Origin of the sequence: Microbulbifer thermotolerans, from assembly GCF_900112305.1 — a bacterium.
Lineage (GTDB): Bacteria > Pseudomonadota > Gammaproteobacteria > Pseudomonadales > Cellvibrionaceae > Microbulbifer > Microbulbifer thermotolerans.
Genome location: NZ_FOKT01000001.1, coordinates 205936 through 230453, shown reverse-complemented (window position 1 = coordinate 230453; position 24518 = coordinate 205936). Strand labels below are relative to the sequence as shown.

Annotated in this window: 20 protein-coding genes; 9 read left to right on the top strand and 11 right to left on the bottom strand. The window is 60.9% G+C overall.

Translation table 11 applies throughout. The features are described from left to right. Positions 1–12: 12 nt before the first annotated feature. Entirely contained in the window at positions 13–528 is a 516-nt protein-coding gene (gene yjgA / locus BM155_RS00970) for a ribosome biogenesis factor YjgA (RefSeq protein WP_074900579.1), read from the top strand. 64 nt (positions 529–592) lie between these two features. Here the strand turns inward: yjgA and BM155_RS00965 are convergent, their stop codons facing one another. From BM155_RS00965 to BM155_RS00930, 8 genes are all read right to left on the bottom strand, one after another. Continuing rightward, positions 593–1450 (bottom strand): hypothetical protein, encoded by an 858-nt coding sequence (locus BM155_RS00965; protein ID WP_254773075.1) that lies wholly within the window; start codon positions 1448–1450, stop codon positions 593–595. Positions 1451–1702: 252 nt separating this feature from the next. Continuing rightward, positions 1703–2236, bottom strand: coding sequence for a peptide-methionine (R)-S-oxide reductase MsrB (msrB, locus tag BM155_RS00960; protein ID WP_083421039.1), 534 nt, complete (start codon positions 2234–2236; stop codon positions 1703–1705). A 118-nt stretch (positions 2237–2354) separates the two neighbouring features. After that, positions 2355–6464: a YhdP family protein gene (locus BM155_RS00955; protein WP_067152189.1), complete on the bottom strand. Its 4110-nt coding sequence runs from the start codon at positions 6462–6464 to the stop codon at positions 2355–2357. A 195-nt stretch (positions 6465–6659) separates the two neighbouring features. Then, positions 6660–8150, bottom strand: a complete 1491-nt coding sequence (gene rng, locus BM155_RS00950; RefSeq protein WP_067152187.1) for a ribonuclease G — start codon at positions 8148–8150, stop codon at positions 6660–6662. After that, positions 8147–8758 carry a Maf family protein gene (locus BM155_RS00945; RefSeq protein ID WP_074900575.1) on the bottom strand — a complete coding sequence of 204 codons (612 nt, stop codon included), beginning with the start codon at positions 8756–8758 and terminating at the stop codon, positions 8147–8149. Before BM155_RS00945 ends, rng begins: the two co-directional genes overlap by 4 nt. A 106-nt stretch (positions 8759–8864) precedes the next feature. Continuing rightward, entirely contained in the window at positions 8865–9344 is a 480-nt protein-coding gene (mreD, locus tag BM155_RS00940) for a rod shape-determining protein MreD (RefSeq protein ID WP_067152183.1), read from the bottom strand. Continuing rightward, a complete protein-coding gene (mreC, locus tag BM155_RS00935; RefSeq protein WP_074900572.1) occupies positions 9331–10191 on the bottom strand; it encodes a rod shape-determining protein MreC in 861 nt (286 codons plus the stop codon). Before mreC ends, mreD begins: the two co-directional genes overlap by 14 nt. A gap of 116 nt (positions 10192–10307) precedes the next feature. Beyond that, on the bottom strand, positions 10308–11342 hold the full coding sequence (locus BM155_RS00930) for a rod shape-determining protein (RefSeq protein WP_067152178.1): 1035 nt from the start codon (positions 11340–11342) through the stop codon (positions 10308–10310). A gap of 356 nt (positions 11343–11698) precedes the next feature. On the opposite strand from BM155_RS00930, the gene gatC reads away from it, so the two are divergent. From gatC to cysZ, 6 genes are all read left to right on the top strand, one after another. Further along, positions 11699–11986 carry an Asp-tRNA(Asn)/Glu-tRNA(Gln) amidotransferase subunit GatC gene (gene gatC / locus BM155_RS00925; protein WP_082817388.1) on the top strand — a complete coding sequence of 96 codons (288 nt, stop codon included), beginning with the start codon at positions 11699–11701 and terminating at the stop codon, positions 11984–11986. Positions 11987–12020: 34 nt separating this feature from the next. Beyond that, the gene (gene gatA / locus BM155_RS00920; RefSeq protein ID WP_074900569.1) at positions 12021–13496 is read left to right on the top strand and encodes an Asp-tRNA(Asn)/Glu-tRNA(Gln) amidotransferase subunit GatA; all 1476 of its coding nucleotides are present in this window, start codon (positions 12021–12023) and stop codon (positions 13494–13496) included. Between the two features lie 3 nt (positions 13497–13499). Then, entirely contained in the window at positions 13500–14951 is a 1452-nt protein-coding gene (gene gatB, locus BM155_RS00915) for an Asp-tRNA(Asn)/Glu-tRNA(Gln) amidotransferase subunit GatB (RefSeq protein ID WP_067152175.1), read from the top strand. Between the two features lie 407 nt (positions 14952–15358). Further along, positions 15359–17047 (top strand): AMP-binding protein, encoded by a 1689-nt coding sequence (locus tag BM155_RS00910; protein WP_074900567.1) that lies wholly within the window; start codon positions 15359–15361, stop codon positions 17045–17047. A 98-nt stretch (positions 17048–17145) separates the two neighbouring features. Beyond that, entirely contained in the window at positions 17146–17445 is a 300-nt protein-coding gene (locus BM155_RS00905; protein ID WP_074900566.1) for a PA4642 family protein, read from the top strand. A gap of 13 nt (positions 17446–17458) precedes the next feature. Beyond that, a complete protein-coding gene (gene cysZ, locus BM155_RS00900) occupies positions 17459–18274 on the top strand; it encodes a sulfate transporter CysZ (RefSeq protein WP_067152167.1) in 816 nt (271 codons plus the stop codon). Between the two features lie 83 nt (positions 18275–18357). Here cysZ and rhlB read toward each other — a convergent pair whose 3' ends face one another. Together rhlB and BM155_RS00890 are read right to left on the bottom strand one after the other, a co-directional pair. Next, positions 18358–19833, bottom strand: coding sequence for an ATP-dependent RNA helicase RhlB (gene rhlB, locus BM155_RS00895; protein ID WP_074900564.1), 1476 nt, complete (start codon positions 19831–19833; stop codon positions 18358–18360). 87 nt (positions 19834–19920) lie between these two features. Then, positions 19921–20556 carry an HvfX family Cu-binding RiPP maturation protein gene (locus BM155_RS00890; RefSeq protein WP_074900563.1) on the bottom strand — a complete coding sequence of 212 codons (636 nt, stop codon included), beginning with the start codon at positions 20554–20556 and terminating at the stop codon, positions 19921–19923. A 68-nt stretch (positions 20557–20624) separates the two neighbouring features. Here BM155_RS00890 and BM155_RS00885 point away from each other — a divergent pair, with 68 nt between their 5' ends. Beyond that, positions 20625–22019, top strand: coding sequence for an MATE family efflux transporter (locus BM155_RS00885; RefSeq protein WP_074900562.1), 1395 nt, complete (start codon positions 20625–20627; stop codon positions 22017–22019). A 67-nt stretch (positions 22020–22086) separates the two neighbouring features. After that, on the top strand, positions 22087–23559 hold the full coding sequence (locus tag BM155_RS00880; protein ID WP_074900559.1) for a M14 family metallopeptidase: 1473 nt from the start codon (positions 22087–22089) through the stop codon (positions 23557–23559). Positions 23560–23593: 34 nt separating this feature from the next. On the opposite strand, the gene BM155_RS00875 is transcribed toward BM155_RS00880, so the two are convergent. Continuing rightward, a complete protein-coding gene (locus BM155_RS00875; protein ID WP_067152158.1) occupies positions 23594–24460 on the bottom strand; it encodes a cation diffusion facilitator family transporter in 867 nt (288 codons plus the stop codon). Between the last annotated feature and the right edge of the window lie 58 nt (positions 24461–24518).

Below are 24518 nucleotides of genomic sequence, written 5' to 3'. Positions count from 1 at the left end.
GCGGAAGAATCAATGGAAGAATTTGACGATTACGAAGAAGAACTGCCGAAAAGCAAAACCCAGTTGAAAAAAGAAATGCACCAGCTGCAGGAACTGGGCAAGCGGCTGACCGAACTGTCCGCCGCGCAGCTGGCGGAGGTGCCACTAGACGGAGATCTGCGAGAGGCGGTAGAGACACTGCACAGGATCAAATCCAATGAAGCGCGCCGGCGCCAACTGCAGTATATCGGACGCCTGATGCGCAGTGCCGACGTCGACGCCATAGAGAAAGTACTGGAGCGGTTTAAGGAACGGGACCAGCAGCACCTGCGCTTCGACAAGATGGCCGGGGACTGGCGCGAGCGGCTGCTACAGGAGGGCAACGCCGCGCAGAGCGACTTTTTCTATCGCTACCCCCATGCGGATCACCAACAGCTGCGCCAGCTGATACGGGACTCGCAAAGGGAAATCAAAAACAACAAACCGCCCACCAACCAGCGTAAACTGTTCCGCTATCTGCGCGATTTCTTTATCCAGGCATCTCAATAGCGGGGTAACCAAATCTCTGACGTGCTCGCGCTGGCGCGGGCCAGTCAGAGATTCCTCCACTTTTTTACTCGCCACGGGTCTCCGCCTGCCACTGAAACAGATTCATCTCAATAAAGAAAAAGGCCACCAGCCACAGGAAGGCATCCCAAAAATCCAGAAAACTGCCGCTGACGCCCCAATAAATTGCACACAGGAACAGGGTGAAATACAAGCTCCCTTTTACTATCTGCGACCAGCGCATAACGCGCTCGGAGAGCTTCTGCCGCAGCTGCAGCCACACTTCAAAAGCCAGAATAACGACCACCAACAACCACGCACTGGCGTTGATCACATCGGTCCAGGCCAGCCACTTGATAGCACTCCAGGTAGCGGCCGAGCCGAGAACCGCCGCATCAGCAAGGCGCAGTAGCGGTGTTCCGCCAAGCGACGCACAGTTTCCTGCAGCCAGAGGTACATAGTCATCCTGCCCTACCACCAGCTGCCAGCCGCCCTGTGCGGCCAGTTCACAAGCCGTCTCCACCACTGGCGACAAGTCGGTCAGATGAACCATCTCCGCGATATAGCCGTAGCAGGAATAGGTAATAAACAGGTAGCAGACAGTGGAAACCGCGTTTAACGACCACTTGACCCAGCCGCGGATCAGGCGGTCGTCCAACACAAATGTCTCCAATTCGAACACCAATAACAACAACACCCAGGCCAGGGTGTCGATGGAATCGTTGTAAGCCTCGATCACCCGTCCCCACTGCAGCCCATCGGAGAAGACAGCACCGGCAGCTGCGTGGTTCTCCACGAAGAAGGCGTAAACGTTGTAGGTGAGCAGGAGATAGACGGTGTACTTGAACACCCGGAAAAGCAAGTAACGGTTATCGGGCAGACGTCCCGCGGCCAATTCGGACATGGGCATGGATCTCTGTTTCATTATTGTTCTAGGGAACCTCTGATTAATTCACTTCCTGACGTAAAAACGCTTTGGAGCCAGATGAGAAGCTCAGGTGATAGGCTGGCCATTTCGAAACCGTCGGATACAGGGATGTATCCATAGGAGCTACAGGGAAGTACTCGTGCGTTTTCGAAATGGCCAGCCTATTGCCTGAGCGCCCCGGAACCTACCACAGTGTGCACGCGAATTAATCAGAGGTTCCCTAGGCTTGCGGAAAACAATATTGAACTATCATTCGGCTTTTTCAACCGCAGGGACAAAATCCAGGGCCAGGGAATTGATGCAGTAACGCAGCCCGGTTGGCGCGGGACCATCCTTGAACAGGTGACCAAGATGCTCTCCGCAGGCGGACTGCACTTCTATACGCTTCATTCCCCAGCTGTAATCTTCCTTGAGGACAACATTCTCCGGGTAGGCGATATCCCAAAAACTCGGCCAGCCGGTCCCGGAATCATACTTGTGCTCGGAGCTGAATACCGGCAGGCGACAGCCGGCAGTTACATAGACCCCGGGATCTCCGTGGCGCAGCCACTTGCCGGTAAATGCGCGCTCCGTGTCTTTCTCCCACAGAACTTCATATTGCGCCTCCGGCAACAGCTGCCGCCATACCGCTTGCGGAATCGCGGACAAGTTGGTTCCAGCGGCGATGTTCGCCCTGGCCTCCGCCACTGTCATCGTCTGATCCCGGTCCTCGTCTTCCTGAGTACACGCGGGCAGGATATGCAGCGCCAGCAGCAAAGACATGAAATAAGGCCATCGATGCATGGTGACATTCCCCCTAAGCCATGGAGAACCACTGATAGATTCGCCTACAAGCGCCAAAATACGCCACTTTGGACAAAAAGCCCATAAGCAAGACCTCGCGCCCACCGCAGCGGGGAATTCAAATTGATGGCGCGAATGACGAGTGCATGCTCTCAACTTCGACCGGTTCCCGCTGCCGCTCTGCGGCCGCCCCCTCGCGCTGGGCGCCGTCGCCGTCGAACAGCTTGTCGAAGCGCACTTCAGGCTCATCCCAGGCGCCACTGATGCGATAACTGACACTGGCTACCTTGTCCACCTGTTTTTTGAACGCTTTACTGATCAGGTAAACGCCCGCCGCCGCCGGCAAGCCTCCGGCCAGTGCCGCCACCAAGGCGAGATTGTTGCCCACCGGCAGGGTCGCCACCAGGGTCAGGTTCAAATCCTCCCGTTCCAGATTCACCCGACCGGCCATCTGCAGCTCACTGGTGGGGCCTTCCACCTGGATCGGCACCGCGATCAGCAGCTGGCCGTCTCCCTCGAACACTACCTCTCCGCGCACACTGTCGAAAGCGAGACCGCTCTGGTAGAGATCGGAAAAATCGAGGCGCAGACGCCGCGCCCAGGTATCAAAATTAAACAGGGATAACAGGCGCAACAGGGCCGGGCCGGCACTGTCGGTCGCTCGCAGGAAGCGGCCTTTGCGGATATCGATTTTTAACTCCCCGGACAGCAGGTTACCGGCTGCGCGCAACGGCGAACCGTCCCAGCGCAACGATGTGTCGAAGCTGGCGGATTTGCTCTCGATCAGCGGATCCTGCCCCCAGGCCCGCTGCACATCCGCCAGGTTGTCCGCCACCAGGCGACCGGTGAACCGCGATGACTCGCGCCCCTCGCCATCCCGCAGCCAAGTCAGCTGGGCGCCCTGCTCGTCCTCTCCATTGCCTTCGACCCGCACACCGCGCATGGCACCGCGGATATCACTCAACACCAGCCGTTCGGAGGACGGACGCACACGGAAGGACCAGCGGCCCAGTACCTCGTCACCGATAGCGAGATTCTCGGTACTGAAATCCATTTGCGGCAAGGAAGTGAAGTCAAACCCGGCCCAGGGGTCCGCCGGTTGCACCGCTTCTGCGGTCGATTCCTGTCCCGGCAAGCGGAGGTGACTGAGTGCCAACCGCAGCGGTGCAGATCCGTCGAGCGGGCCATTTAAATCCCCAGCGGCCATCTCACTGTCGAAGGTCAACTGCCAGCGCGCCCCCTGGCCGCTGCCCCGTACATGGATATCCGGCACCTCGACAGTTCCGAGAATCAGGCGGTCAGTACTGAGATCCAGAGAGATCGGCAAGGGGTCGCCAGCGGTGCCACCCTCCCCACTCTTATCGACATCGTACACCTGCAGCAACTGGTGCAAACGCGGCAGGTCGACCTGCGACAGGTGGCCACCGATCGACAGCCCCGGTGCCTCAGGTAGCTTTGCTTCCGCATTGAGAGCAATGGCGGCGCGCTCCAGCTCACCCTTCACCTGCCAGAAAAGCCCCTGCAGATGCTCACCGTATTTCATATGAAACAGGCTGCCCTGCTCGCCGATGGGCACCCGCAGCACATAGTCGGTCTTATCCTCAGCCAGCTTGCCCAGGGGCGCGGGCAGCTGCACTGCAACACCCGCCAGGTCGGAATTCAGCTCAAAAACGGCCGAATAAGGCATTTGCCGCGATTTGGCGGGAATTGTCAGCAGTGCCCGATAGTCGAACGCCCCCTCCAGCCATTGCAATTCCGGGCGTTGGCTCCAGGCGTGCACCGACTCAATAGCAGCACTGCCTTCCAGCACCACTTGGGTGTCGCGGGTATCGCCCTCTTGCGGATGGTGAATTCGCGCTCTCAACGGCCGCCCCCACAGTTTGCCTTCCAGGCTGGTGCCGGCGAGCCCCCGTTCGCTGTCGTAATCCACACGACCGTGCAGACCGTCGATCTGCAGGCGCAGATCGCGCAGCTCCAGTTCCCCGCCGTCAAGGGACAGGGTCACTGTCTGACGGGCCGGCAGCCCGGCGCCGCCCAGGGGCTGCGACAAGGTCAAACTGCCATCGATACGCCCCTCAAGCCGCCAGTCGTCAAAAGCACTGCCGAGCTGCTTGCGCAGAGGCGACTGCCGCAGCAGCCGGAGACCGTCCGCCGCCGGGCCGGACAGCTTTGCGTGCACACCCAACAGCGAGCCCTTGCCCGACGGATTCGGGGTCACCCCCACCTCGATATCCCGCGCATCGATATTCCACAACTTGGCAGCACGGGCATTGACCTGCACATTGCGGTCGCTGAGCAAGAGTCGGGCATCCACATCCCTCGCTGCCGGCCAGCCCGGGGCATAGTCCAGATCGGCGGCGGTGACATCCACTGCCAGCTGCACAGTCTGCCGTTCCGGGTGCCGCCCCAGGGCCAGTAACTCGCCGTCCTCGCCATCGCGGTAACTGGTACCGCGATAGACAAAGGCCGCACTGGCAACCCGCCCGGGATTATCCTTACCCAGCCCCTTGTCGAGCCACTGGCGCAGATCGTCCCCGACAGATAAGGGGACCAATAGGCGCTGCGCGGATACTGGCGCATCCCTCAGCCCCAGCGCCAGGGTGAAGTCCGATGCGCGTGTGCGGGCAAAGTACGGCAACTGCAGCAAGAACTGGCCGTCGACCTCGCCGAGCTGTCCGTCAAGCTGCAGGGGGCCCGAAAAGACCTGCACAGAATTGCCATCCCGATCCACACGCCAAGCGACGGTGCCACTGGCCCGCTCAAAATGGAACGCCTCCCGATAAAGCTGAGGGAAATGCATACTCAACGGACCGCCGCCCAGCTCCACGTGACCATCCGCGCCCTCGAGATACAGATAACCATTCAGTCCCTTCACCGCCGGTGCCCCGCGGTGGGCACTGGCGCTGAAATCGATCAGATTGGCACCCAGTTTTACCCGACCATCACTGCCGCGGGACAGCTGGATATTGCGCAATTGACCACTGGGCTCAAGGGCGCGCAACCACTCATCCGCCGGACCCTTGAGCACTTGCAGACGCTTGAGGATACGGCTCCATCCCCCCAGGTCGATCACATCCGCGGCCAACTGCAGACCGGCGTCGGCGCCGGAACTCGCCTGCAGATTCAGCGGCGGCATCTGCAGACCGCGCCAGTCCAGCTGGATGTCCTGCAATGCCAACTGCCACTGCGCTCCCGGCTGCCAGCGCCCCGACAAATTGCCAGCCACTGCCCCCAAAGGTGCCAGAGCTGCCGCTGTCTCGCCCTGCTGCTCCCCTGCATCATCGCTGGCTTCCAGTGGCGCCATTTGTTCCAGACTGAGTTGACCAAGCAGCCGATAACCTTGCTCGGTGTCACGGGCGAGCCACAGCTTGCCGCGTGCCAGCTTGCGACCGTGCCAGTGATACGCTTCCGGCAAGGGCGTCAGCTGGTGTAACAGGGTGACAATGTCGTCATCCAGCACTAGATCATTTAGCTGCAGATAGCCGTTGAGAGAAAAGTTTGCCTCGTCCCGCGGGTTGCCGCGGCCCTCCAGCACCAGGCGCAGTGTCTCTGTATCGGCCGCCGGCACCGGGCGTACCTGCGCTATCCCGTCGGAAACATCCGCGGCGCCATCCCGGGAGACTTGGGCGCGGGCGATAAGGCGGTGGAAGCCGCCACCGTTTTCCAGTTGAATCTGCGGCAGGTCCAGTTGCGCCAGCTGGCCGTCGGCCAGGCGCACGGTAATGCGGGCATTGCGCACCTGTACCTTGGGGCTCAGTTGGAAAAGGCGCGCAGGGTCGGCGAGGCGGGTGCCGCCGTCCCCGCTGTGTTCATCCGCCTCCGCCGCGACAGGAAAACCATCGAGATACCAGTGGCCGTCGTCGCCACGGGTGATTCCGGTGGAGAAATCGTGCACCTCCAGGTTTTTCCACACCAGCTCGCGGTTCCACAAGCTGGCCAGAAGATCCAGCTGGAAAAGGCCGTAGCCCATGCGCATTTCGCTGTTTTCACCGAGCTGCAGTCCGTCCAGCTGCAACGCCACTTCCAGCGCCTGCCAGCGCAGGGAGAGGCGCTCCATCCGCACCGGAACGCCGAGGCTATCGGACAGCCAGGCGCTGATCTGCGGCCGATACTGCTCCACCTGGGGCGACAGCAGGCGGCCCGCCTGCACCAGCAACGCCAGTGCGATAACCAGGGTGACACTCAGGAGCCAGAATTTGCGCGCAAACCAGCGGAGAAATGGGATCATCGCACGCCTCCGCCGCAATTCCTGTGCGGCAACAATGATCCGGCGCTCCGGTTGTACGATGCGGGAAAACAGAAGACAGGGGTAAGCGCTGGCCGCGCACCACCGCACGCACCCGGGCGCCAATGCCATTTGCACTGCCGACACCCGGAAACCGGGCGCCGGGTTCGGGCACATCGCAATTTTCGATTCCCGCCGTTACACAAGAACAATGTCGTACTGCTCCTGGTTATAAATGGGCTCCACCTGGAACTGTATCGGCCGGCCGATAAATTCCTCAAGATCGGCAACGTTGGCGGATTCCTCATCCAACAGCAGGTCGATCACCACCTGACTGGCCAGCACCATGATCTTGTCGCTGTCGTAGGCGCGCGCCTCGCGGATAATTTCGCGAAATATTTCGTAGCAGACAGTCTCCGCGCTTTTCAGTGTGCCGCGCCCCTGGCACACGGGGCACGGCTCACAGAGAATCTGGCCGAGCGATTCGCGGGTGCGCTTGCGGGTCATTTCCACCAGCCCCAACTCGGACACTCCGGTGATGCTGGTCTTGGCATGGTCCCGCTCCAGGGTCTTTTCCAGTGTGCGCAACACCTGCCGCTGATGCTCCGGGTCCTTCATATCGATGAAGTCAATAATGATGATGCCACCCAGATTGCGCAGGCGCAGTTGCCGGGCGATCGCCGTGGCGGCCTCCAGGTTGGTCTTAAAGATGGTCTCTTCCAGGTTGCGATGACCGACAAAGGCGCCGGTATTGACGTCGATGGTGCTCATGGCCTCGGTCTGCTCGATAATCAGGTAACCGCCGGATTTGAGCGTCACCTTGTTCTGCAGGGCCTTGCGGATTTCCTCCTCCACACCGTAGAGATCAAACAGCGGCCGTTCGCCGGGGTAGTGTTCCAGACGCCCGGCGATTTCCGGCGCATACTTGCCGGCGAATTCGGCCGCGCGACCGTGGGCCTCGCGGGAGTCGATGCGAATTTTTTCTGTATGGGGACGGGCCAGATCGCGCAGGGCGCGCATAAACAGCGGCAGGTCCTCGTAGATCACCGCCGGTACCGGGAGCTCCTTGATACGGGTCTCCAGCTCGCGCCACAGGCGGTACAGAAAGGGAATGTCCCGCAACAAATCCTCCTCGCTGACCCCTTCCGCTACGGTACGCAGAATAAAACCGCCGTCGCCGGACAACCCCTCTTCCGCCAGTTTGGTCGAGGCCAGTTCCACCAGCTGGCGCAGTCGCTCCCGCTCGCCTTCGTCCTCTATGCGGTTGGAGATGCCAATATGGCGGGTCTGGGGCATGTACACCAGGTAACGGGCGGATACCGACAGGTGCGTGGTCAGGCGCGCCCCCTTGCTGCTGATCGGATCTTTCACCACCTGCACCACCAGGGACTGCCCCTCGCGCACCAGCGCCCGGATATCCGCCACTTCCGCCGGTTCGCGGGATTCCATGCCCTCCTCGTCCAGAGGGGCGATATCGGAGGCGTGAATAAAGCCCGCGCGCTCCAGGCCGATATCCACGAAGGCCGCCTGCATGCCCGGCAGCACGCGGATCACCTTGCCTTTATAGATATTGCCGACGATGCCGCGGCGCGCGCTCCTCTCCAGGTAGACCTCCTGCAGCACACCGTTTTCAACCAGCGCAACCCGGGTCTCCGTGGGCGCGACATTGATCAATAGCTCCTCGCTCACGCGCTCGCCTCCCGCTCCTGCCAGTAGGGAATCCCGGCTTTCTCCAGCATGGGCACCAGCGCTTCCAGAGGCAGCCCCACCACATTGCTATAACTGCCGCTGATGGACGCCACCAGTGCGGCGCCCAACCCCTGAATCCCGTAGCCCCCGGCCTTGTCAACCGGTTCCCCGGTGTGCCAGTAAGCTTCGATCTGCCCACGGTTCAAGTGGCGGAAACGCACCCGGGTCTCCACCAGGCGGTTGAACTGACGTGTCTGCGAACGCAGGCAGACGGCGGTCAGCACCGAGTGCTCGGCGCCGGAAAGACACTGCATCATGGCTTCAAAGTCGGCGAAGTCCCGCGGCTTTTCCAGCACCTGATCGCCAGCCAGTACCACGGTATCGGCGCCCAGGGCCCAGACCGCCGGGTCCAGCCCGCCAGCAATTGCAAGTCCGGCTGCGGCCTTGTCGTGAGCCAGGCGCTGGATATAGTCCTGAGGTGACTCATCCGGCCGCTGCTGTTCGGGGACTGAGGGTGTAACGGCGGTAAAAGGCACCGCGATCTGCGCCAGCAACGCGGCGCGGCGCGGGGAAGCGGAAGCGAGGACAAGTCGGCTATCGGCGGGCATGTTTAGCACAGTACTACTTATTCTCGGTGGATTAGCGGCTGATTATAGCGATATCGGTCGAAAAATAATCGATCTTTACCCGGCTTTACGCTGTCTTCATATGACCCTATTTCACATGCAGCCGCCCCGCCACCCCACTCATCCAGGGGGCGATCCAAGGCCACAGGAGTGCACTGGTGACGGCGGGCCACAGGAAGGTCAAACCCGATACCGGTTTGCCGGCCAGGCTGTGCACCCAGTTGCCCAGCACCTGATTGATACCGACCAGAATAAACACCCACATCAGCTGCTGCCCCATGTTGAAAGCGCGGGTGCGCTGGTAGGTGAGCAGACTAAAATAGGCCACAACCGCCAGTGCCAGCGCCTGGCTGCCGACCGCGGCCCCCGTCACCAAATCCTCCAGCAGCCCCACGGCCCAGGCAAAACCCACCCCCAGGCTCTGGGGCATGTAGTTGACCCAGAAAATCACCAGTAAAGCGGTAAACGCGGGGCGAAACCAGAGCCACTGATACGGCAACGGCATTACCGCCAATAACAGCGCCACAACCACGGTGACGGCGATAAACCAGCGGTTATTCGCTTCCAAGGTCTTTGTCCCCACTGCCGGAAGCGTTACTTTCGCCGACCACCGCCAGCACAAAACGGCTGCGGTTCATGCGCCCGCGAGGCACAACCTCCGCCTCGGCAAAGGGACGGCCCGGATCGCGATCTATGGCGATGACTTCCCCCACTGGGTAACCGGCGGGAAAACGGCCACCAAGACCGGAACTGAGCAGTAGGTCGCCCTCGCGGATATCGCTGGTATTGGCCAGATGGCGAAGCTTGAGGCGGTATAGATCACCGGTACCCTCGGCCACCGCACGGATATTGTTACGCAGCACCTGCACCGGGATCGCGTGACTGGAGTCTGTGATCAGCAAAACGCGGCTGGCAGAGCCTCCCGCCTCTATCACCTGTCCCAGCAGGCCACTGGCATCCATGATCGGTGTGCCCAGAGTCAAGCCGTCGTCGCGTCCCTTGTCGATCAGCAGCACATGCTCGAGCGGATCGGGCGATACCCCGATTACCTGCGCCACCAGCACCCGCTCATCGACCATTCCGGCGGAATTCATCAGCTCCTTGAGCTGTGTATTTTCCGCCTTAACCGCCGCCAACTGCTGACTGCGCTGTTCCAGCAGCAGCACCTGGCGCCGGAGACGGCTGTTCTCCTCCAGCAATTCCTCACGCGTGCGCAATTGCTCCCCGGCCCAAGTACCAACACGCTCAGGAGCGCCGGTCAGCCAGTAAAGGGGGGCCGCCAACCCGGCAGCGCGCTCGCGCAGAGGCTGCAGCCAGTCGGTGTAGTGGTTGATTGCGATCAGCACCACCGCCGCCAAGCCCAGCACAAGGATGCGGGACTCAGGCGAGGGGCCGCGGGTAAAAAGCGGTTTGATAGGCGGACACCCCTCTACAGATCAGTTGGTGTATGGTTTCAGAGCTCGATTAAATTCCGGGCCAAAGCCGACAGTCATCCGGGCTGCGACGCAGCCCGGGAATCAGCTGACAGCGATCAGTTGGACACGAGATACAGGCGGCTCTTGTCCATCATATCCAGAGCCTTTCCACCACCGCGGGCCACGCAGGTCAGAGGATCATCGGCGACGATGACCGGCAGGCCGGATTCCTCCATCAGCAACCGGTCGAGATCGCGCAGCAGCGCGCCGCCGCCAGTCAGCACCATGCCGCGCTCGGCGATATCCGAAGCCAGTTCCGGCGGAGACTGCTCCAGCGCACTCTTGACCGCCTGCACGATACCCGTCAATGGCTCCTGCAGCGCTTCCAGAATTTCATCGGAATTCAATGTGAAACTGCGCGGTACGCCTTCCGCCAGATTGCGACCGCGCACGTCAATTTCGCGCACTTCACTGCCGGCGTAGGCGCAACCGATTTCCTCTTTGATTCTCTCAGCGGTCGCATCACCGATTACACTGCCGTAATTGCGGCGCACATAGTTGACGATGGCTTCATCGAAGCGGTCGCCGCCGATACGCACGGAATCGGAATAGACAACGCCGTTCAGGGAGATAATAGCGATCTCGGTAGTGCCGCCACCGATGTCCACCACCATGGATCCACTTGCTTCTTCAACTTTCAGCCCGGCGCCGATGGCGGCCGCCATCGGCTCTTCGATCAGCCAGACCTCGCGGGCACCGGCCCCGATCGCGGACTCGCGAATCGCGCGGCGCTCCACTTCAGTGGACTGACATGGCACACACACCAGTACTCTGGGGCTGGGGCGCATCCAGCTGTTCTCGTGCACTTTCTTAATGAAGTGCTGCAGCATCTTTTCAGTTACCTGAAAATCGGCAATAACGCCGTCCTTCAGCGGGCGGATAGCGGTGATATTGCCGGGAGTGCGCCCGAGCATTCGCTTGGCTTCAACACCGACGGCCTCGACAATTTTCTGGCCGTTGTAGTGGCGGATGGCGACGACGGAGGGTTCATCCAGGACTATGCCGCGATCGCGCACATAGATGAGCGTGTTGGCTGTTCCCAGGTCGATGGAGAGATCACTGGAAAACATGCCCCGCAAACGTTTAAACATGGAAGTCGGTTACCTTGTACTAATTTTCGGCGCCACGGACAGACGCCCTTTGGGCAGACTTGAGCATCGTTAAAGCCTAATTAGTCCGCGCAGAAAAATCTGAGTTCCGGGCCGCATTTCCGCTCCCGTTAATCTGCCACACAGCCACAGCGGCGGACTCCGGCCAGAATCGGCAAACTCTAACAACGGCAGGGGGGCAGGGCAAGGCTGAAAAACCGCCCCTTTCCGGCGACCGACCGGCCGCACCCCACAGCGCCCGATGAGATGCAGAGTCTTCTGTGCTAAATTTGCGTCCCCCTGTCTCCCGCGGGAGGCAGTTCCCATTCGCCACTCAAGCTGGAGCCCCGATAATCGCCATGGCCGTGGATACGCAAACCGTAGAAAAACTGGCGGAGCTGGCCCGCATCGCTATCTCCGCAGAAACCATTGATGAAGTCAGCAATCGCCTGGGCGATGTACTGCAACTGGTAGATCAGTTGCAGGCAGTGCACACCGAGGGTGTGGCACCCATGGCCCACCCACTGGACGAAGTACAGGTACTGCGCGCGGACGAAGTCACCGAACCCAACCGCCGCGAGGAATTCCTCGCCCTGGCGCCACAGTCGGAAGCGGGCCTCTATCTGGTCCCCAAAGTCATCGACTGACTCTGCCGCACGGAATACACCAAAAGGGAAGGCTATGCACCAATTAACCATCGCCGAGATTATTCGCGGGCTGCGCGACAAACAGTTCTCCAGCGCCGAGATCACCCGCCATTTACTCGATCGCATCCAGCAACTGGATGGCCACTACAACAGTTTTATCACCGTCACCGAAGAGCAGGCGCTGGAACAGGCCGCGGCGGCGGACCGGCGCCTGGCCGCCGGCGAGGCGCCGGCGCTCTGCGGCGTACCCATCGCCCATAAAGATCTCTTCTGCACCCGGGGCGTGCGCACCAGCTGCGGTTCGAAGATGCTCGATAATTTCGCGCCGCCCTATGACGCCACTGTGGTGGAAAAACTCAACGCCGCCGGCAGCGTGACCCTGGGTAAAACCAATATGGACGAGTTCGCCATGGGCTCCTCCAACGAAACCAGTTACTACGGCCCGGTAAAAAACCCCTGGAATGTCGACTGTGTTCCCGGGGGCTCTTCCGGCGGTTCCGCCGCCGCGGTGGCTGCGCAGCTGGTCCCCGGTGCCACCGCAACCGACACCGGCGGCTCCATCCGCCAGCCTGCGGCCCTGACCAACACCACCGGCCTCAAACCCACTTACGGGCGCGTGTCCCGCTGGGGCATGATCGCCTTTGCTTCCAGCCTCGACCAGGGCGGCCCCATCGCCCGCAACGCCGAGGATTGTGCCTATCTTCTGTCGGCCATGGCCGGCCACGACGGCAAGGACTCCACCAGCCTGAACCGACCGGCAGAGGACTATACGCGGAGCCTGAATGACTCCATCGCGGACTTAAAAATCGGTGTGCCGAAAGAGTATTTCGGGGAAGGACTGAATGCGGATGTGGCCGCACGGGTGGAAACCGCACTGAAGGCGTTCGAAGCGCTGGGTGCCAAACTGGTTGAGATCAGCCTGCCGCACACCGACCTGGCAGTCCCAGCCTATTACGTAATCGCACCGGCAGAGGCATCCGCCAACTTATCCCGCTTCGACGGCGTGCGCTACGGCTACCGCTGCGCGGACCCGAAAGATCTGCGCGATCTCTATATGCGCTCCCGCGGCGAGGGCTTCGGCGAGGAGGTGCAGCGCCGCATTCTGGTCGGCACCTACGCACTGTCCGCCGGCTATTACGATGCCTATTACAACAAGGCGCAACAGGTGCGCCGCCTGATCAAGCAGGATTTTGTACAGGCTTTCGAAAAAGTGGATGTCATCATGGGGCCGACATCGCCCAACCCAGCGTTCGCGATCGGCGCCAAAAAAGCAGACCCGGTAGCCATGTATTTGGAGGACATTTACACCATCGCCGCGAACCTGGCGGGACTGCCTGCCATGTCCCTGCCCTGCGGACTGGTGAACAATCTGCCGGTGGGCCTGCAGATCATCGGCAACTACCTCTGTGAGGCGCGCATGCTCAACATCGCGCATCAGTATCAACAGGTCACCGATTGGCACACAGCGAGCGCATTCTCAATAGAAACAGCTGGCGGCGCAGGAGAATAAACCGTGGAATGGGAAATCGTGATCGGGCTGGAGGTACACGTCCAGCTGTCCACCAAATCGAAACTTTTCTCCGGTGCCAGCACCCGCTTCGGCGCCGAACCCAATACTCAGGCTTGCGCCATCGATCTGGCAATGCCGGGCACCTTGCCGGTTCCCAACGAGGAAGCCTTCCGCTACGCGGTAATGTTTGGCCTGGCAATGAACGCCGAAATCGGCAAACGCTCAGTGTTTGAGCGCAAAAATTATTTTTACCCGGACTTGCCCAAAGGCTATCAGACTACGCAGCTGGCCGAGCCGATCGTGGGCGCCGGAGAAATAGAGATCCATCTCGATGACGGCACCAGCAAAAAGGTGCGCCTGCACCACGCCCACCTGGAGGAAGATGCGGGCAAATCCCTGCACGAAGACTTCCAGGGCATGAGTGGCATCGACCTGAACCGGGCCGGCACACCGCTGATTGAAATTGTCTCCGAACCGGATATGCGCAGCCCCGCCGAGGCGGTCGCCTACCTGAAGAAAATCCACAGCATTGTCACCTACCTGGGGATCTCCGACGGAGACATGTCCCAGGGCTCCATGCGCTGTGACGCCAACGTATCAGTGCGCCTGAAAGGCGAGGAAAAACTCGGCACCCGCACAGAGCTGAAAAATATCAACTCTTTCCGTTTCGTCGAGCGCGCCATCAAGGTGGAAGCCGAACGTCAGATCGACATTCTCGAGGACGGCGGCACGGTAATTCAGGAGACACGCCTCTACGACTCGGACAAAAACGAAACCCGCTCCATGCGCAGCAAAGAAGTGGCCAACGACTACCGCTACTTTCCCTGCCCCGATCTGCTGCCGGTCATACTGACCGACGATTATGTGGAAAAGATACGCAGCGAACTGCCGGAACTGCCGGACGCAAAACTGGCCCGCTTCCAGAGCGAGTATCAACTGTCCGCCTATGACGCCAGCCTGCTGACTCAGGAGCGGGCCCTGGCCGATTATTTCGAAGCTGCGGCAAAGGAATCCGGCGAGCCCAAACTGGCCGCCAACTGGATCACGGGTGAACTGGCGGCACTGCTGAACCGCGAGGAGCTTTCCATCGAGCAGTCCCCGGTCTCCGCCCTGCAGTTGGCCGGCCTGATCAAGCGCGTCACCGACAACACCATTTCCAGCAAGATTGCCAAGCAGGTGTTCGAAGCCATGGCCAAGGGTGAGGGCAGCGCGGACCAGGTCATCGAAAAACGCGGGCTGAAACAGGTATCCGATAGCGGCGCCATTGAACAAATGGTGGACCAGGTTCTCGCCGCAAGCGGCACCCAGGTGGAAAATTACCGCAACGCCGACGAATCCAAGCGGCCAAAAATGATGGGCTACTTCGTCGGCCAGGTGATGAAAGCCTCCAAGGGGCAAGCCAACCCGCAGATGATCAACAAGATCCTCAAAGAAAAGCTCGACGCTCTACTCTGACCTCATCCCAGGGGAGCGCCGGAAGTCGCTCCCCTGCCCCCCGCCCCTCCACAATAGCGCACCGCTAGATACTCGTAACAGCCGCACTTAGGAACCTCTGATTAAGTTACTTTCTGGCGGCAGAGGCGCTTCGGGGGCGGATGTGAAGCTCAGGTGATAGGACGGGCATTTCGAAACCGTCGGATACAGGGATGTATCCGTCGGAGCTACAGGGAAGTACTCGTGCGTTTTTGAAATGCCCGTCCTATTGCCTGAGCGCCCCGGGAGCTACCATAGTGTTCACGCGAATTAATCAGAGGCTCCCTTATTCGACCAATGGCTAGTAGACATACGTCGAAAGACTCATAAATTGAGGAGCAGTATCCGATAACGACAACACAGTGCAAAACAACAACGAGAGACCGGCGATGACAGATACGCTCCTCAGCTATACCCGCGGCAACAGCGACCTGCCGTTGATCAATATGACCATTGGCGACAAGTTCGACCAGATCGCCGGGGACTTCCCCGACAACGAAGCTCTGGTAGTGCGCCACCAAGGCATTCGCTGGACTTACCGGGAATTCCGGCAGCAGGTGGACATCTGTGCCCGGGCGCTGTTGGCCGTCGGCATCAACAAAGGGGACCGAGTGGGCATCTGGTCTCCAAACTGCGCCGAGTGGGTCACGCTGCAGCTCGCCACCGCCAAGATTGGCGCCATCCTGGTCAATATCAACCCATCCTACCGTCTGCACGAACTCGAATACGCCCTCAACCACTCCCAGACCCGCATGCTAGTGCTTGCCGAGCGCTTCAAAAGCTCCAGCTACACTGAAATGCTCTACGAACTGGCACCAGAACTGCGGGCATCTCCCCGCGGAAAACTTTCCGCCGCAAAGCTGCCGCACCTGCAAATCGTCGCCAACCTCTCGGAAGGGAAACACGATGGCATGTGGCGCTGGAACGACTTGCTCGAAGAAGCGGAAAAAGTCGGCGCCAAGCACCTGCAAGCGGTGCAGCAATCACTGCACTTTCGCGACCCGATCAATATTCAGTACACCTCCGGCACCACCGGTTTCCCCAAGGGAGCCACCCTGTCCCATCACAACATTCTCAACAACGGCTACTTTGTTGCCGAGAGTATCAAACTGACGGAGCGGGATCGCCTGGTGATTCCGGTACCGCTGTATCACTGCTTCGGCATGGTGATGGGCAACCTCGGATGCTTGACCCACGGCGCCACCATAATTTACCCGGGAGAAGGGTTTGATCCGGGCGCGGTCCTAGAAACAGTGGCGGAGGAGCGTGCCACCGCACTGTACGGGGTACCGACCATGTTTATCGCGGAGCTGGAACACCCGAATTTCGCCAGCTACGACCTCAGCTCCCTGCGCACAGGCATTATGGCCGGCTCCATCTGTCCCGCAGAAGTGATGAAGGCTGTCAACCACAAAATGCATATGCGGGAAGTGCAGATTGCCTACGGAATGACTGAGACCAGCCCGGTTTCAACCCAGACTGCTGCCGACGATCCCTTCGATAAACGCGTAACCACTGTCGGTCGCACCCAGCCGCATCTGGAATCGAAAATCATCGATCCCGCCAGCGGCGAGACACTGCCGCGCGGCGCCATCGGCGAACTCTGCACCCGCGGCTACAGCGTTATGCTCGGGTACTGGAACAACGACGAAGCCACCCGCGCCGCCATCGACGACGATGGCTGGATGCACACTGGCGACCTGGCCACCATGGATGAAGACGGCTACATCCAGATCGCCGGCCGCATCAAAGACATGGTGATCCGCGGTGGTGAGAACATCTACCCGAAGGAGGTGGAGGAATTCCTCTTCACGCACCCGGCGATCGCCGATGTACAAGTGACCGGCGTGCCGGACAAGAAATACGGTGAGGAACTGGTGGCCTGGGTACAGCTGCGCACCGATGCCGACGCGGTATCCGCAGAGGAGTTGCGGGAATTCTGCAAGGGGAAGATTACCCACTTTAAAATACCGCGTTACTTTAAATTCACGGACAGCTTCCCCATGACCGTGACTGGCAAGATCCAAAAATTCAAAATGCGCGAAATATCCATCGCCGAACTCGGCCTCGCGGAGTGACGCTGCGCTGGTAGGAGGACAGGCCGGGCCGCGGCGCGTACAATTGCCTGCGAGCCGGCCCTTGGCCCCTACTTAGCAATTACCTTAAGGAAGCGTCTGTGAGCCTGAGAAAAGACAAGCAAAAAGTCATCGGCGAAGTGTTTGACGATGAGCGCATCGCCGGATTTCTGGTTGGTGAAGCGCCGGAAGGCATCAATCGCGACTACTACCTACTCGACCGCGCCTACCGGGGCATGAAGGCGGAAAATTTCGCAACCTTCGTGCGTATGTTCCAGGAACGGGACCTGGACCTGAACTGCCCCGGACCGGATGGCAGATCTCTGCTGGCCCGCATTGAAGAACACCGCCAGAGCGCCGAGTACGCGGCCATTCTGAAAGCCGCCGGCGCAAAAAGCTGACCGGGCACAAGACATGACATCCAACCCGGTACACGGCGTCGACGCCCTGATGCGCGGCGCCCGCCTGCTGACCCGGCGCGAACTGCGCCCCTTCGTTATCGTCCCGCTGGCCATCAACCTGGTGCTGTTTGTCATCATCAGTGCAGTGATGCTCTCCCAGCTGAGCGGTCTCACGGATTACCTCACCAGCCTGCTTTCCCACACTCCAGTGAACACTGAAAACATGTCTTGGTGGGAATCGATTATGGCGAAGGGCGCCGCCTGGGCTGCCAATGTGTTCGAATGGCTGGCCTGGATTATCGCGCTGGCGGTATTGCTGCTCTTCCTTTTCGTCTACGGCTACCTGTTCGGCATTATCACCAACATCATCGCAGCGCCTTTCAACGGCTTTCTGGCGGAAAAAGTTGAGGAAATACTCACCGGCAAAGGACCGCCACCAGAGCCTCTAGGCAGGATGATATTGCGAACCCTGGGGCGCGAACTGCGCAAGCTGCGCTACTTTATCGGCTGGGGCCTGGTGATCATGCTAATCGCGCTTTTCACCAGTTGGACTGTCTTCGTGCCGGCGGTGCTGGGCGCACTCTGGGGCGCCTGGTGCATGGCGATTCAATACGTGGACTACCCCCTCGACAACCACCAGCGCCCCTTCGACGAACTGAAGCGCGTGTTGATGCGGCGCAAGCTCACCACCCTGAGTTTCGGCGGCGCAGTGATGCTGGCAAAGATGGTACCCGTACTAAATATTTTTGTGATGCCGGCGGCTGTGGCCGGCGGCACGGCGCTGTGGATAGAGCGCCTGCGGCAGGAAGGGGATCCCGGCGCGAACTAATCACCGGGGGAGACAGCGGGCTTTCCCGGCAGCCTCCAAAAGCGGCATTATTCCCAGCCGCCAACCGACACAGCGGTAACGGATCAGCGCCGCGGGCGGCTCCGCCCGGCGCGGCGCCCGCCGCGGCCGTCCCGATCACCACTTCTGCGCTGCACCTCAACCTCCGGCGGCGCGGCGAGCAGCGCTTCCGGTGGCACCTCACATTTAAGCTTCTGGCCCAGCAACTGCTCGATCGGCTCCAGGCGCATGGCGTCGTCTTCACAGGCAAAGCTGATGGATGTACCGGTTTTTCCGGCGCGGCCGGTGCGGCCGATGCGGTGGACATAATCCTCCGGTTCTTCCGGCAGGGTGAAATTGACCACGTGGCTGATACCGTCGATATGAATTCCGCGCCCGGCCACGTCTGTGGCCACCAGCACTTTGGTCTTGCCGGACTTGAAGTCCTCCAGAGTACGCACCCGCTTGTTCTGTGCGATCTCGCCGGACAAGAGTCCCGCGGAAATACCGTGGGCAATCAAGTGTTCGTGCAGACGGCGGCACTGATCGCGGCGGTTGGCGAAGACAATCAGGCTGTCCACTTCGTCGCTCTGCAGAATGTTGTAAAGGAGGGGATATTTTTCCTCGCTGGCGACCAGGTAGACGCGCTGCTCCACTGTGTCCGTGGCCACCCGCTCCGGCTGGATCTCCACCACTACCGGATCTTCCGTCCACTGATCCACCAGGGCGTCCACTTCCGGCGTGAAAGTGGCAGAAAAGAACATAGTCTGGCGGTGGGTCTTGCGCGGCGTCTGGCGCACTATGCGGCGCACCTGGGGGATAAACCCCATATCCAGCATGCGGTCCGCCTCATCGATTACCAGTATTTCCACCTGATCCAGGTAACAGTCGCGGTTGCCCGCAAAATCCAGCAAGCGCCCCGGTGTTGCGACGAGAATATCCACAAAACGCTCGTGCAGCCGGCGCTGCTGCTTCTGATAATCCATGCCGCCGACCAGGGTGTGGATCTCCAAGTCGGTGTACTTGCACAGCGCTTTGGCGTCATCGGCAATCTGCATCACCAGCTCGCGGGTCGGCGCAATAATCAATGCCCGCGCCTCGCCGGCATAGCGCTCACCCTCGAAGGGATTTTTGAGCAGATCGTCGATAATGGTGATCAGAAAGGCCGCCGTCTTGCCGGTACCGGTCTGCGCCTTGCCCACAAGATCGTGACCATTGAGAGTGTGCGGCAGGGAGCGCCCCTGGATCGGCGAACAATATTGAAAACCCAGGTCGTGAATCGCATGCATCAAGGGCAACGGCAGGTCCAGGTCGTGGAAGCGCACCTTGCCTTTCTGCTGCGGCACTTTGAAATCGTCCAGCGACCAGGACTGCCCCTGCCCGGCGCCGCTCTTGGCGCGCTTGCCGCCACGGCGGCGGGGCCTGCTCTTGTCCGTGCTGGCGGACTTGTCCATAGCGCTCGCAGCCCCTTTGGCGGACATGTCGCGCTTGGCTCGGGGGGCTTTTTGCGGTTTTTGAGCCTCGTCTTGTGACGCGGATCGGCGAAACAGCTTTCCTATCAAGTGAAATACTCGCTCAGATGGTGACAAATCCACGGGATGCGAATTTGAACGCCGCGAAGGGCGTACGTTGATCGGCGAGTATACCACTTATGGATCCCGGCTTTCTCTACCGCCGCTGCGGCGGCTGACCCAGTAGTCCAGGCTGGCGTAGCGACCCGCGCCAGTAAACAGCAGCGATAGCAGCATGATGAAATAGGTGGCGGCAAATTCAATGCCGTTTTTCAATACAGTGAAGTTGCCCGCCGCCGTTAACCACTCATAGTCGCCATAGGCCTTCAACAGTGCCACCGCCTTCTCCTTGCGCACCGCCGCCGCTTCGATCAGATCCCGTCGCCACTCCCACGGCATCACCAGTGTCTTATCCGGCAGCGCGGACCAACCGTACTGCCAGTGGGCGGTGACGGCGGCCACCGCCATCACGATCAACAGGGGCAGCGCCACCAGGCGTACCCCCAACCCAGCGAGCAACGCGATACCGCCAATGAGTTCCGTCAATGCCGCCACCCACGCCATCAGCACTGGTGCCGGCAACCCCAACCCCCAGTCGGGGTTGCCAAACCAGGCAGCCACATCACCGATGTGGCTGACTTTATTCATGCCGGACAGGATAAAGATCGGCGCCAGGTAGATGCGCAAAACAAGGGGGCCCAGCCAGTCAAATCGCTGCAGACAGCGCAAAAAAATTCCGTATAGCCAATTGAACACGCCCGGTACGCCCGCCATAATTCCGCCTCTTTGTTTGCGTTGATCCCCGTCGCTCGGCGCGCTTCCCCAGCTGTTACACATCCCCTATGCCCAGATTCTACCGGCGCGCCGCCGCCACTGAACTCCAACACCTGACCACCCTCGGCGGCCCTCTGGTAGTGAGCAACCTGGCCGTGGTGAGTATGGGTGTAACAGACACCATAGTCGCTGGTCGCGCCGGCGAGGTGGATCTGGCCGGACTGGCCCTGGGATCGAGCATCTGGGCAGTGTGCGCTGTGACATTACTGGGCCTTCTGGCAGCGGTATCGCCAATCGTGGCACACCTGCGCGGCAGCCGGGATGAAGCGGGCTGCGCGCGGCAATTCCAGCAAGCGCTGTGGATCGCCATGATCGGCGGCCTCATCATCGTGGGCGCACTGCTGGCAGTGCCAGTGTGGAGCCAGTGGATAGACACGGAAGAACCCGTGCGACACGTCATGCAGCAATATCTGCTGGCACTCGCCACCGGCACTCTGCCTTTTGCATTGGGCACGGCCGCCCGCGGCTACTGCGAGGGCATGGGCCAGGTACGCCCGGTTATGCGCATCTACCTGGCCGCCGCACTGCTGAATATTCCGCTGGACATGCTCTTCGTCTTCGGCGCTGGCCCCATTCCCGCCATGGGCGGTGCCGGCTGCGGATGGGCGACGGCTCTGGTGAGCTGGGCCATTGCCGGCGCTCTCTTCTGGCACGCGGGCAGCGATCCGGTATACCGGGGGCTCAAGCTCAGCACTTTGCCAGCCCGCCCCCACTGGCCGACTCAGCGCCACCTGCTGGCGGTGGGGCTGCCTATCTGTATCGGCGCCGCCAGCGAAGTAACCTTCTTCGCCAGTCTGACCGTTCTTCTGGCCTCCTACGGCGCCACCATCGTTGCCGCGCACCAAATAAGCCTGAATATTGGCTCCATCTTCTACCTGGTGGCGCTGGCTCTGGCCCAAGCACTGTCCATCCGCGTCGCCCAGCTCTTGGGCCAGGGGCGCCCGCGACGGGCCCGTTTCGCCAGTGTCGTGGGGGTAGGTTGCGGCTTGGTGTACGCCCTGGCCACCGGTGCACTGCTGATTTCCCTGCGCTATCTGTTTGTGCTCGCCTATACGAGCAATGAGGACATCATTGCCGTGGCCGCCAATCTGCTGCTGCTGTGCGCGGCCTTCCAACTGGTGGACGTAGCCCAGGCCATGGCCTGGGGCGCGCTGCGCGGCTACCGCGATACCCGTGTCCCCATGTATGTGCAACTCTTTTCCTATTGGCTGGTGGGCCTCACTGCCGCCTACTGGCTGGGAGAGAATCTCTGGGGGGTTTACGGCTACTGGACGGGCATCTGCGTGGGCCTGGGCACGGCTTCGATTCTGCTCGGGCTCCGCCTGTGGCACAGTAGCGGCAAGCTGATACGACAAAACCGAGCGCGAGTAGATCACTCTTCGGCGGGAACACATTCGCTATAATCGCGCTCCAAGTCGGGCATCGGGTGGCACCCTGCCATTACCGACCAGGTTTTATCGGAGTTATTACATGTCATTGCGCCCGCCGTTGCGCTCAGCGTATCGCGCCCTTTCCCTGACCCTGATGCTCGTATCCGCGCAGGGCTACAGCTTCACCGAGACAGAGGAAAACCAGACCACCGCGCCATCCCAAGCGGAGGAGTTGCAGGCAGACCAGCCGCGCGCGGAGGGACAGGGGGAGGAAGCCGAGCCCCTGGCGCAACAGCCCGACGAAGCCCCGCTACCCCAGGCGGAGAACCTGCAACTGGATCAGCCCATCGAAGAGCTGGAAGTGCCAACAGCGGCTGAGGAAACACCCCAACCGCCGGAGAGCAGCACCGCGAGCGGAGAAAAGCGCGCGGCACCGCAACCGGATTCAACCCCCGCCCCAGAGGAGCAGAACCGGCCACTGCGCCTGCTTGGCGCCGAGGTGCCGCCGGCTACCGCCACCCGCCTCGCCTGGTCCCCCTCGCAGCATTTTGAAGGCGTCTACAGCCCGACACCGGTACTGGTAGTCAAAGGCGCCAAGCCGGGCCCCACTCTGTGCCTGACCGCAGCCGTGCACGGTGACGAGCTGAACGGCATAGAGACGGTGCGACGGGTGATGTACAACCTGGACGCGAATACAATGAGCGGCGCGGTGATCGGTGTGCCCATCGTCAATTTGCAGGGCTTCCACCGCGGTTCCCGCTATCTGACCGACCGCCGCGACCTGAACCGGCATTTCCCCGGCGACCCCAACGGCTCTTCGGCCTCGCGCATCGCCTACTCGTTTTTTCACGAGGTTATCAGCCACTGCAACGCCGTGGTCGATTTGCACACCGGCTCCTTTTACCGCACCAACCTGCCACAGCTGCGCGGCGACTTACAAAACCCCAAGGTGGTCAAGCTGACCAAGGGCTTTGGCTCCACAGTGGTATTGCACAGCACCGGCGCCAAGGGCACATTGCGCCGCGCCGCCGTGGAGGCGGGTATCCCCGCGGTAACCCTGGAAGCGGGCGCGCCCATGGTGCTGGACGAGCGCTCGGTCAGTCACAGCGTCAAGGGCATCCGCACCCTGCTGAACCAGCTGGGCATGGTGGCCAAGTTCCGCCTCTGGGGCGATCCGGAGCCGGTCTACTACAACTCCACATGGCAGCGGGCCACCACTGGGGGGATTATCTTTAGCGAAGTGCAACTGGGGCAGTTCGTGCGCAAAGGCGACCTGCTCGGCACCGTCACCAACCCGATCACCAATGTGCGCACGGAAATCCGCTCCGAGTACAACGGCCGCATTCTCGGCATGGCCATGAACCAAGTGGTGCAGCCGGGCTTTGCCGCCTACCACATCGGGATACAGGCGCCGGAGGAGCAGATCAGTCCACCGGAAGAAGTCACCGCAGACAGCGAGCAGGCTGTGGAGGAGTCGGCAGGCTCTGGGGAAGTCGGAGCGCCGCACGAGGCAGCGACACCGGCTACAGACACAGAGAGTCAGCCTCCCGCAGAAGAAAGCGACGATGATTAGGGGCCGCCGCATAGGGGCCCCGCGTGAAGTCAGGTCAAGGGTGGATCGGCTCCGGTTGCAGCGTGATGTGCTCTATGTCAAAACGCACAATCAGCGTCTCCCGCAACCGCTCCAACACCGCCGGCCAAGCCCGCAGATCATCGACAACGATATGTGCAGACAGTGAGATGGTGCTGGAATCCAGACGCCAGATATGCAGATCGTGCACCGAGCGCACCCCGTCCACATCCACCATGGTGTCGCTTACCACCGGCAGGCTCAGCTCGCGCGGTACCCGCTCCATCAGCACATCCACCGCATCGCGCAGCAGACGCAGGCTCGAGAAGAGAATCAACAGGCAAATCAGCAGCGACAGCAACGGATCGACTGGTGTCCAGCCGGTGAAATAGATCACCGCACCGGAAATCAGTGCCGCCACTGAACCGAGCAGATCCCCCATCACATGCAGCAGGGCGCCGCGGATATTCAGCGTCTGTTCCCCGCGGTGCAAAGTCCAGGCAACCAGCAGGTTGACCGCCAGACCGATTAGGGCGATCAGCATTACCGTACCGCCCGCCACCGGCTGCGGATTGCGCAGTCGGCCGACAGCCGCAACGCAGATGCCGATCACGATCAGAATCATAAATACCGCGTTGACGATGGCCGCCAGCACCTCCGCCCGGCCCCAGCCAAAAGACATAGCGCGATCCGCCGGCCGCTGTGCCAGCAGCGCCGCCACCGCACCCAGGCCCAGCGACAGCGAGTCCGTGGCCATATGCCCGGCATCGCCGAGCAGGGCCAGGGAGCCGGACAGCCAGCCACCAACGGCTTCGACCAGCGCAAAAACAAAGGTAATCACCAAGCCCCACACCAGCGGGCGCAAATGGCCACTGCCGCGGCGATGATGGACATGGTCGTGCACGGGTGCTCCCCTCCAGTTTTTTTAGGGAACCTCTGATTAAATCACTTTCTGGTGGCAG

What these genes read in the sequence shown, in the direction of transcription:
- cysZ (WP_067152167.1), top strand. Translation starts at nt 17,459, where the DNA reads ATGACATCCAACCCGGTACACGGCGTCGACGCCCTGATGCGCGGCGCC.
- BM155_RS00930 (WP_067152178.1), bottom strand. Translation starts at nt 11,342, where the DNA reads ATGTTTAAACGTTTGCGGGGCATGTTTTCCAGTGATCTCTCCATCGAC.
- BM155_RS00955 (WP_067152189.1), bottom strand. Translation starts at nt 6,464, where the DNA reads ATGATCCCATTTCTCCGCTGGTTTGCGCGCAAATTCTGGCTCCTGAGT.
- yjgA (WP_074900579.1), top strand. Translation starts at nt 13, where the DNA reads ATGGAAGAATTTGACGATTACGAAGAAGAACTGCCGAAAAGCAAAACC.
- BM155_RS00945 (WP_074900575.1), bottom strand. Translation starts at nt 8,758, where the DNA reads ATGCCCGCCGATAGCCGACTTGTCCTCGCTTCCGCTTCCCCGCGCCGC.
- BM155_RS00965 (WP_254773075.1), bottom strand. Translation starts at nt 1,450, where the DNA reads ATGAAACAGAGATCCATGCCCATGTCCGAATTGGCCGCGGGACGTCTG.
- BM155_RS00885 (WP_074900562.1), top strand. Translation starts at nt 20,625, where the DNA reads ATGCCCAGATTCTACCGGCGCGCCGCCGCCACTGAACTCCAACACCTG.
- BM155_RS00890 (WP_074900563.1), bottom strand. Translation starts at nt 20,556, where the DNA reads ATGGCGGGCGTACCGGGCGTGTTCAATTGGCTATACGGAATTTTTTTG.
- BM155_RS00910 (WP_074900567.1), top strand. Translation starts at nt 15,359, where the DNA reads ATGACAGATACGCTCCTCAGCTATACCCGCGGCAACAGCGACCTGCCG.
- BM155_RS00880 (WP_074900559.1), top strand. Translation starts at nt 22,087, where the DNA reads ATGTCATTGCGCCCGCCGTTGCGCTCAGCGTATCGCGCCCTTTCCCTG.
- gatA (WP_074900569.1), top strand. Translation starts at nt 12,021, where the DNA reads ATGCACCAATTAACCATCGCCGAGATTATTCGCGGGCTGCGCGACAAA.
- gatC (WP_082817388.1), top strand. Translation starts at nt 11,699, where the DNA reads ATGGCCGTGGATACGCAAACCGTAGAAAAACTGGCGGAGCTGGCCCGC.
- msrB (WP_083421039.1), bottom strand. Translation starts at nt 2,236, where the DNA reads ATGCATCGATGGCCTTATTTCATGTCTTTGCTGCTGGCGCTGCATATC.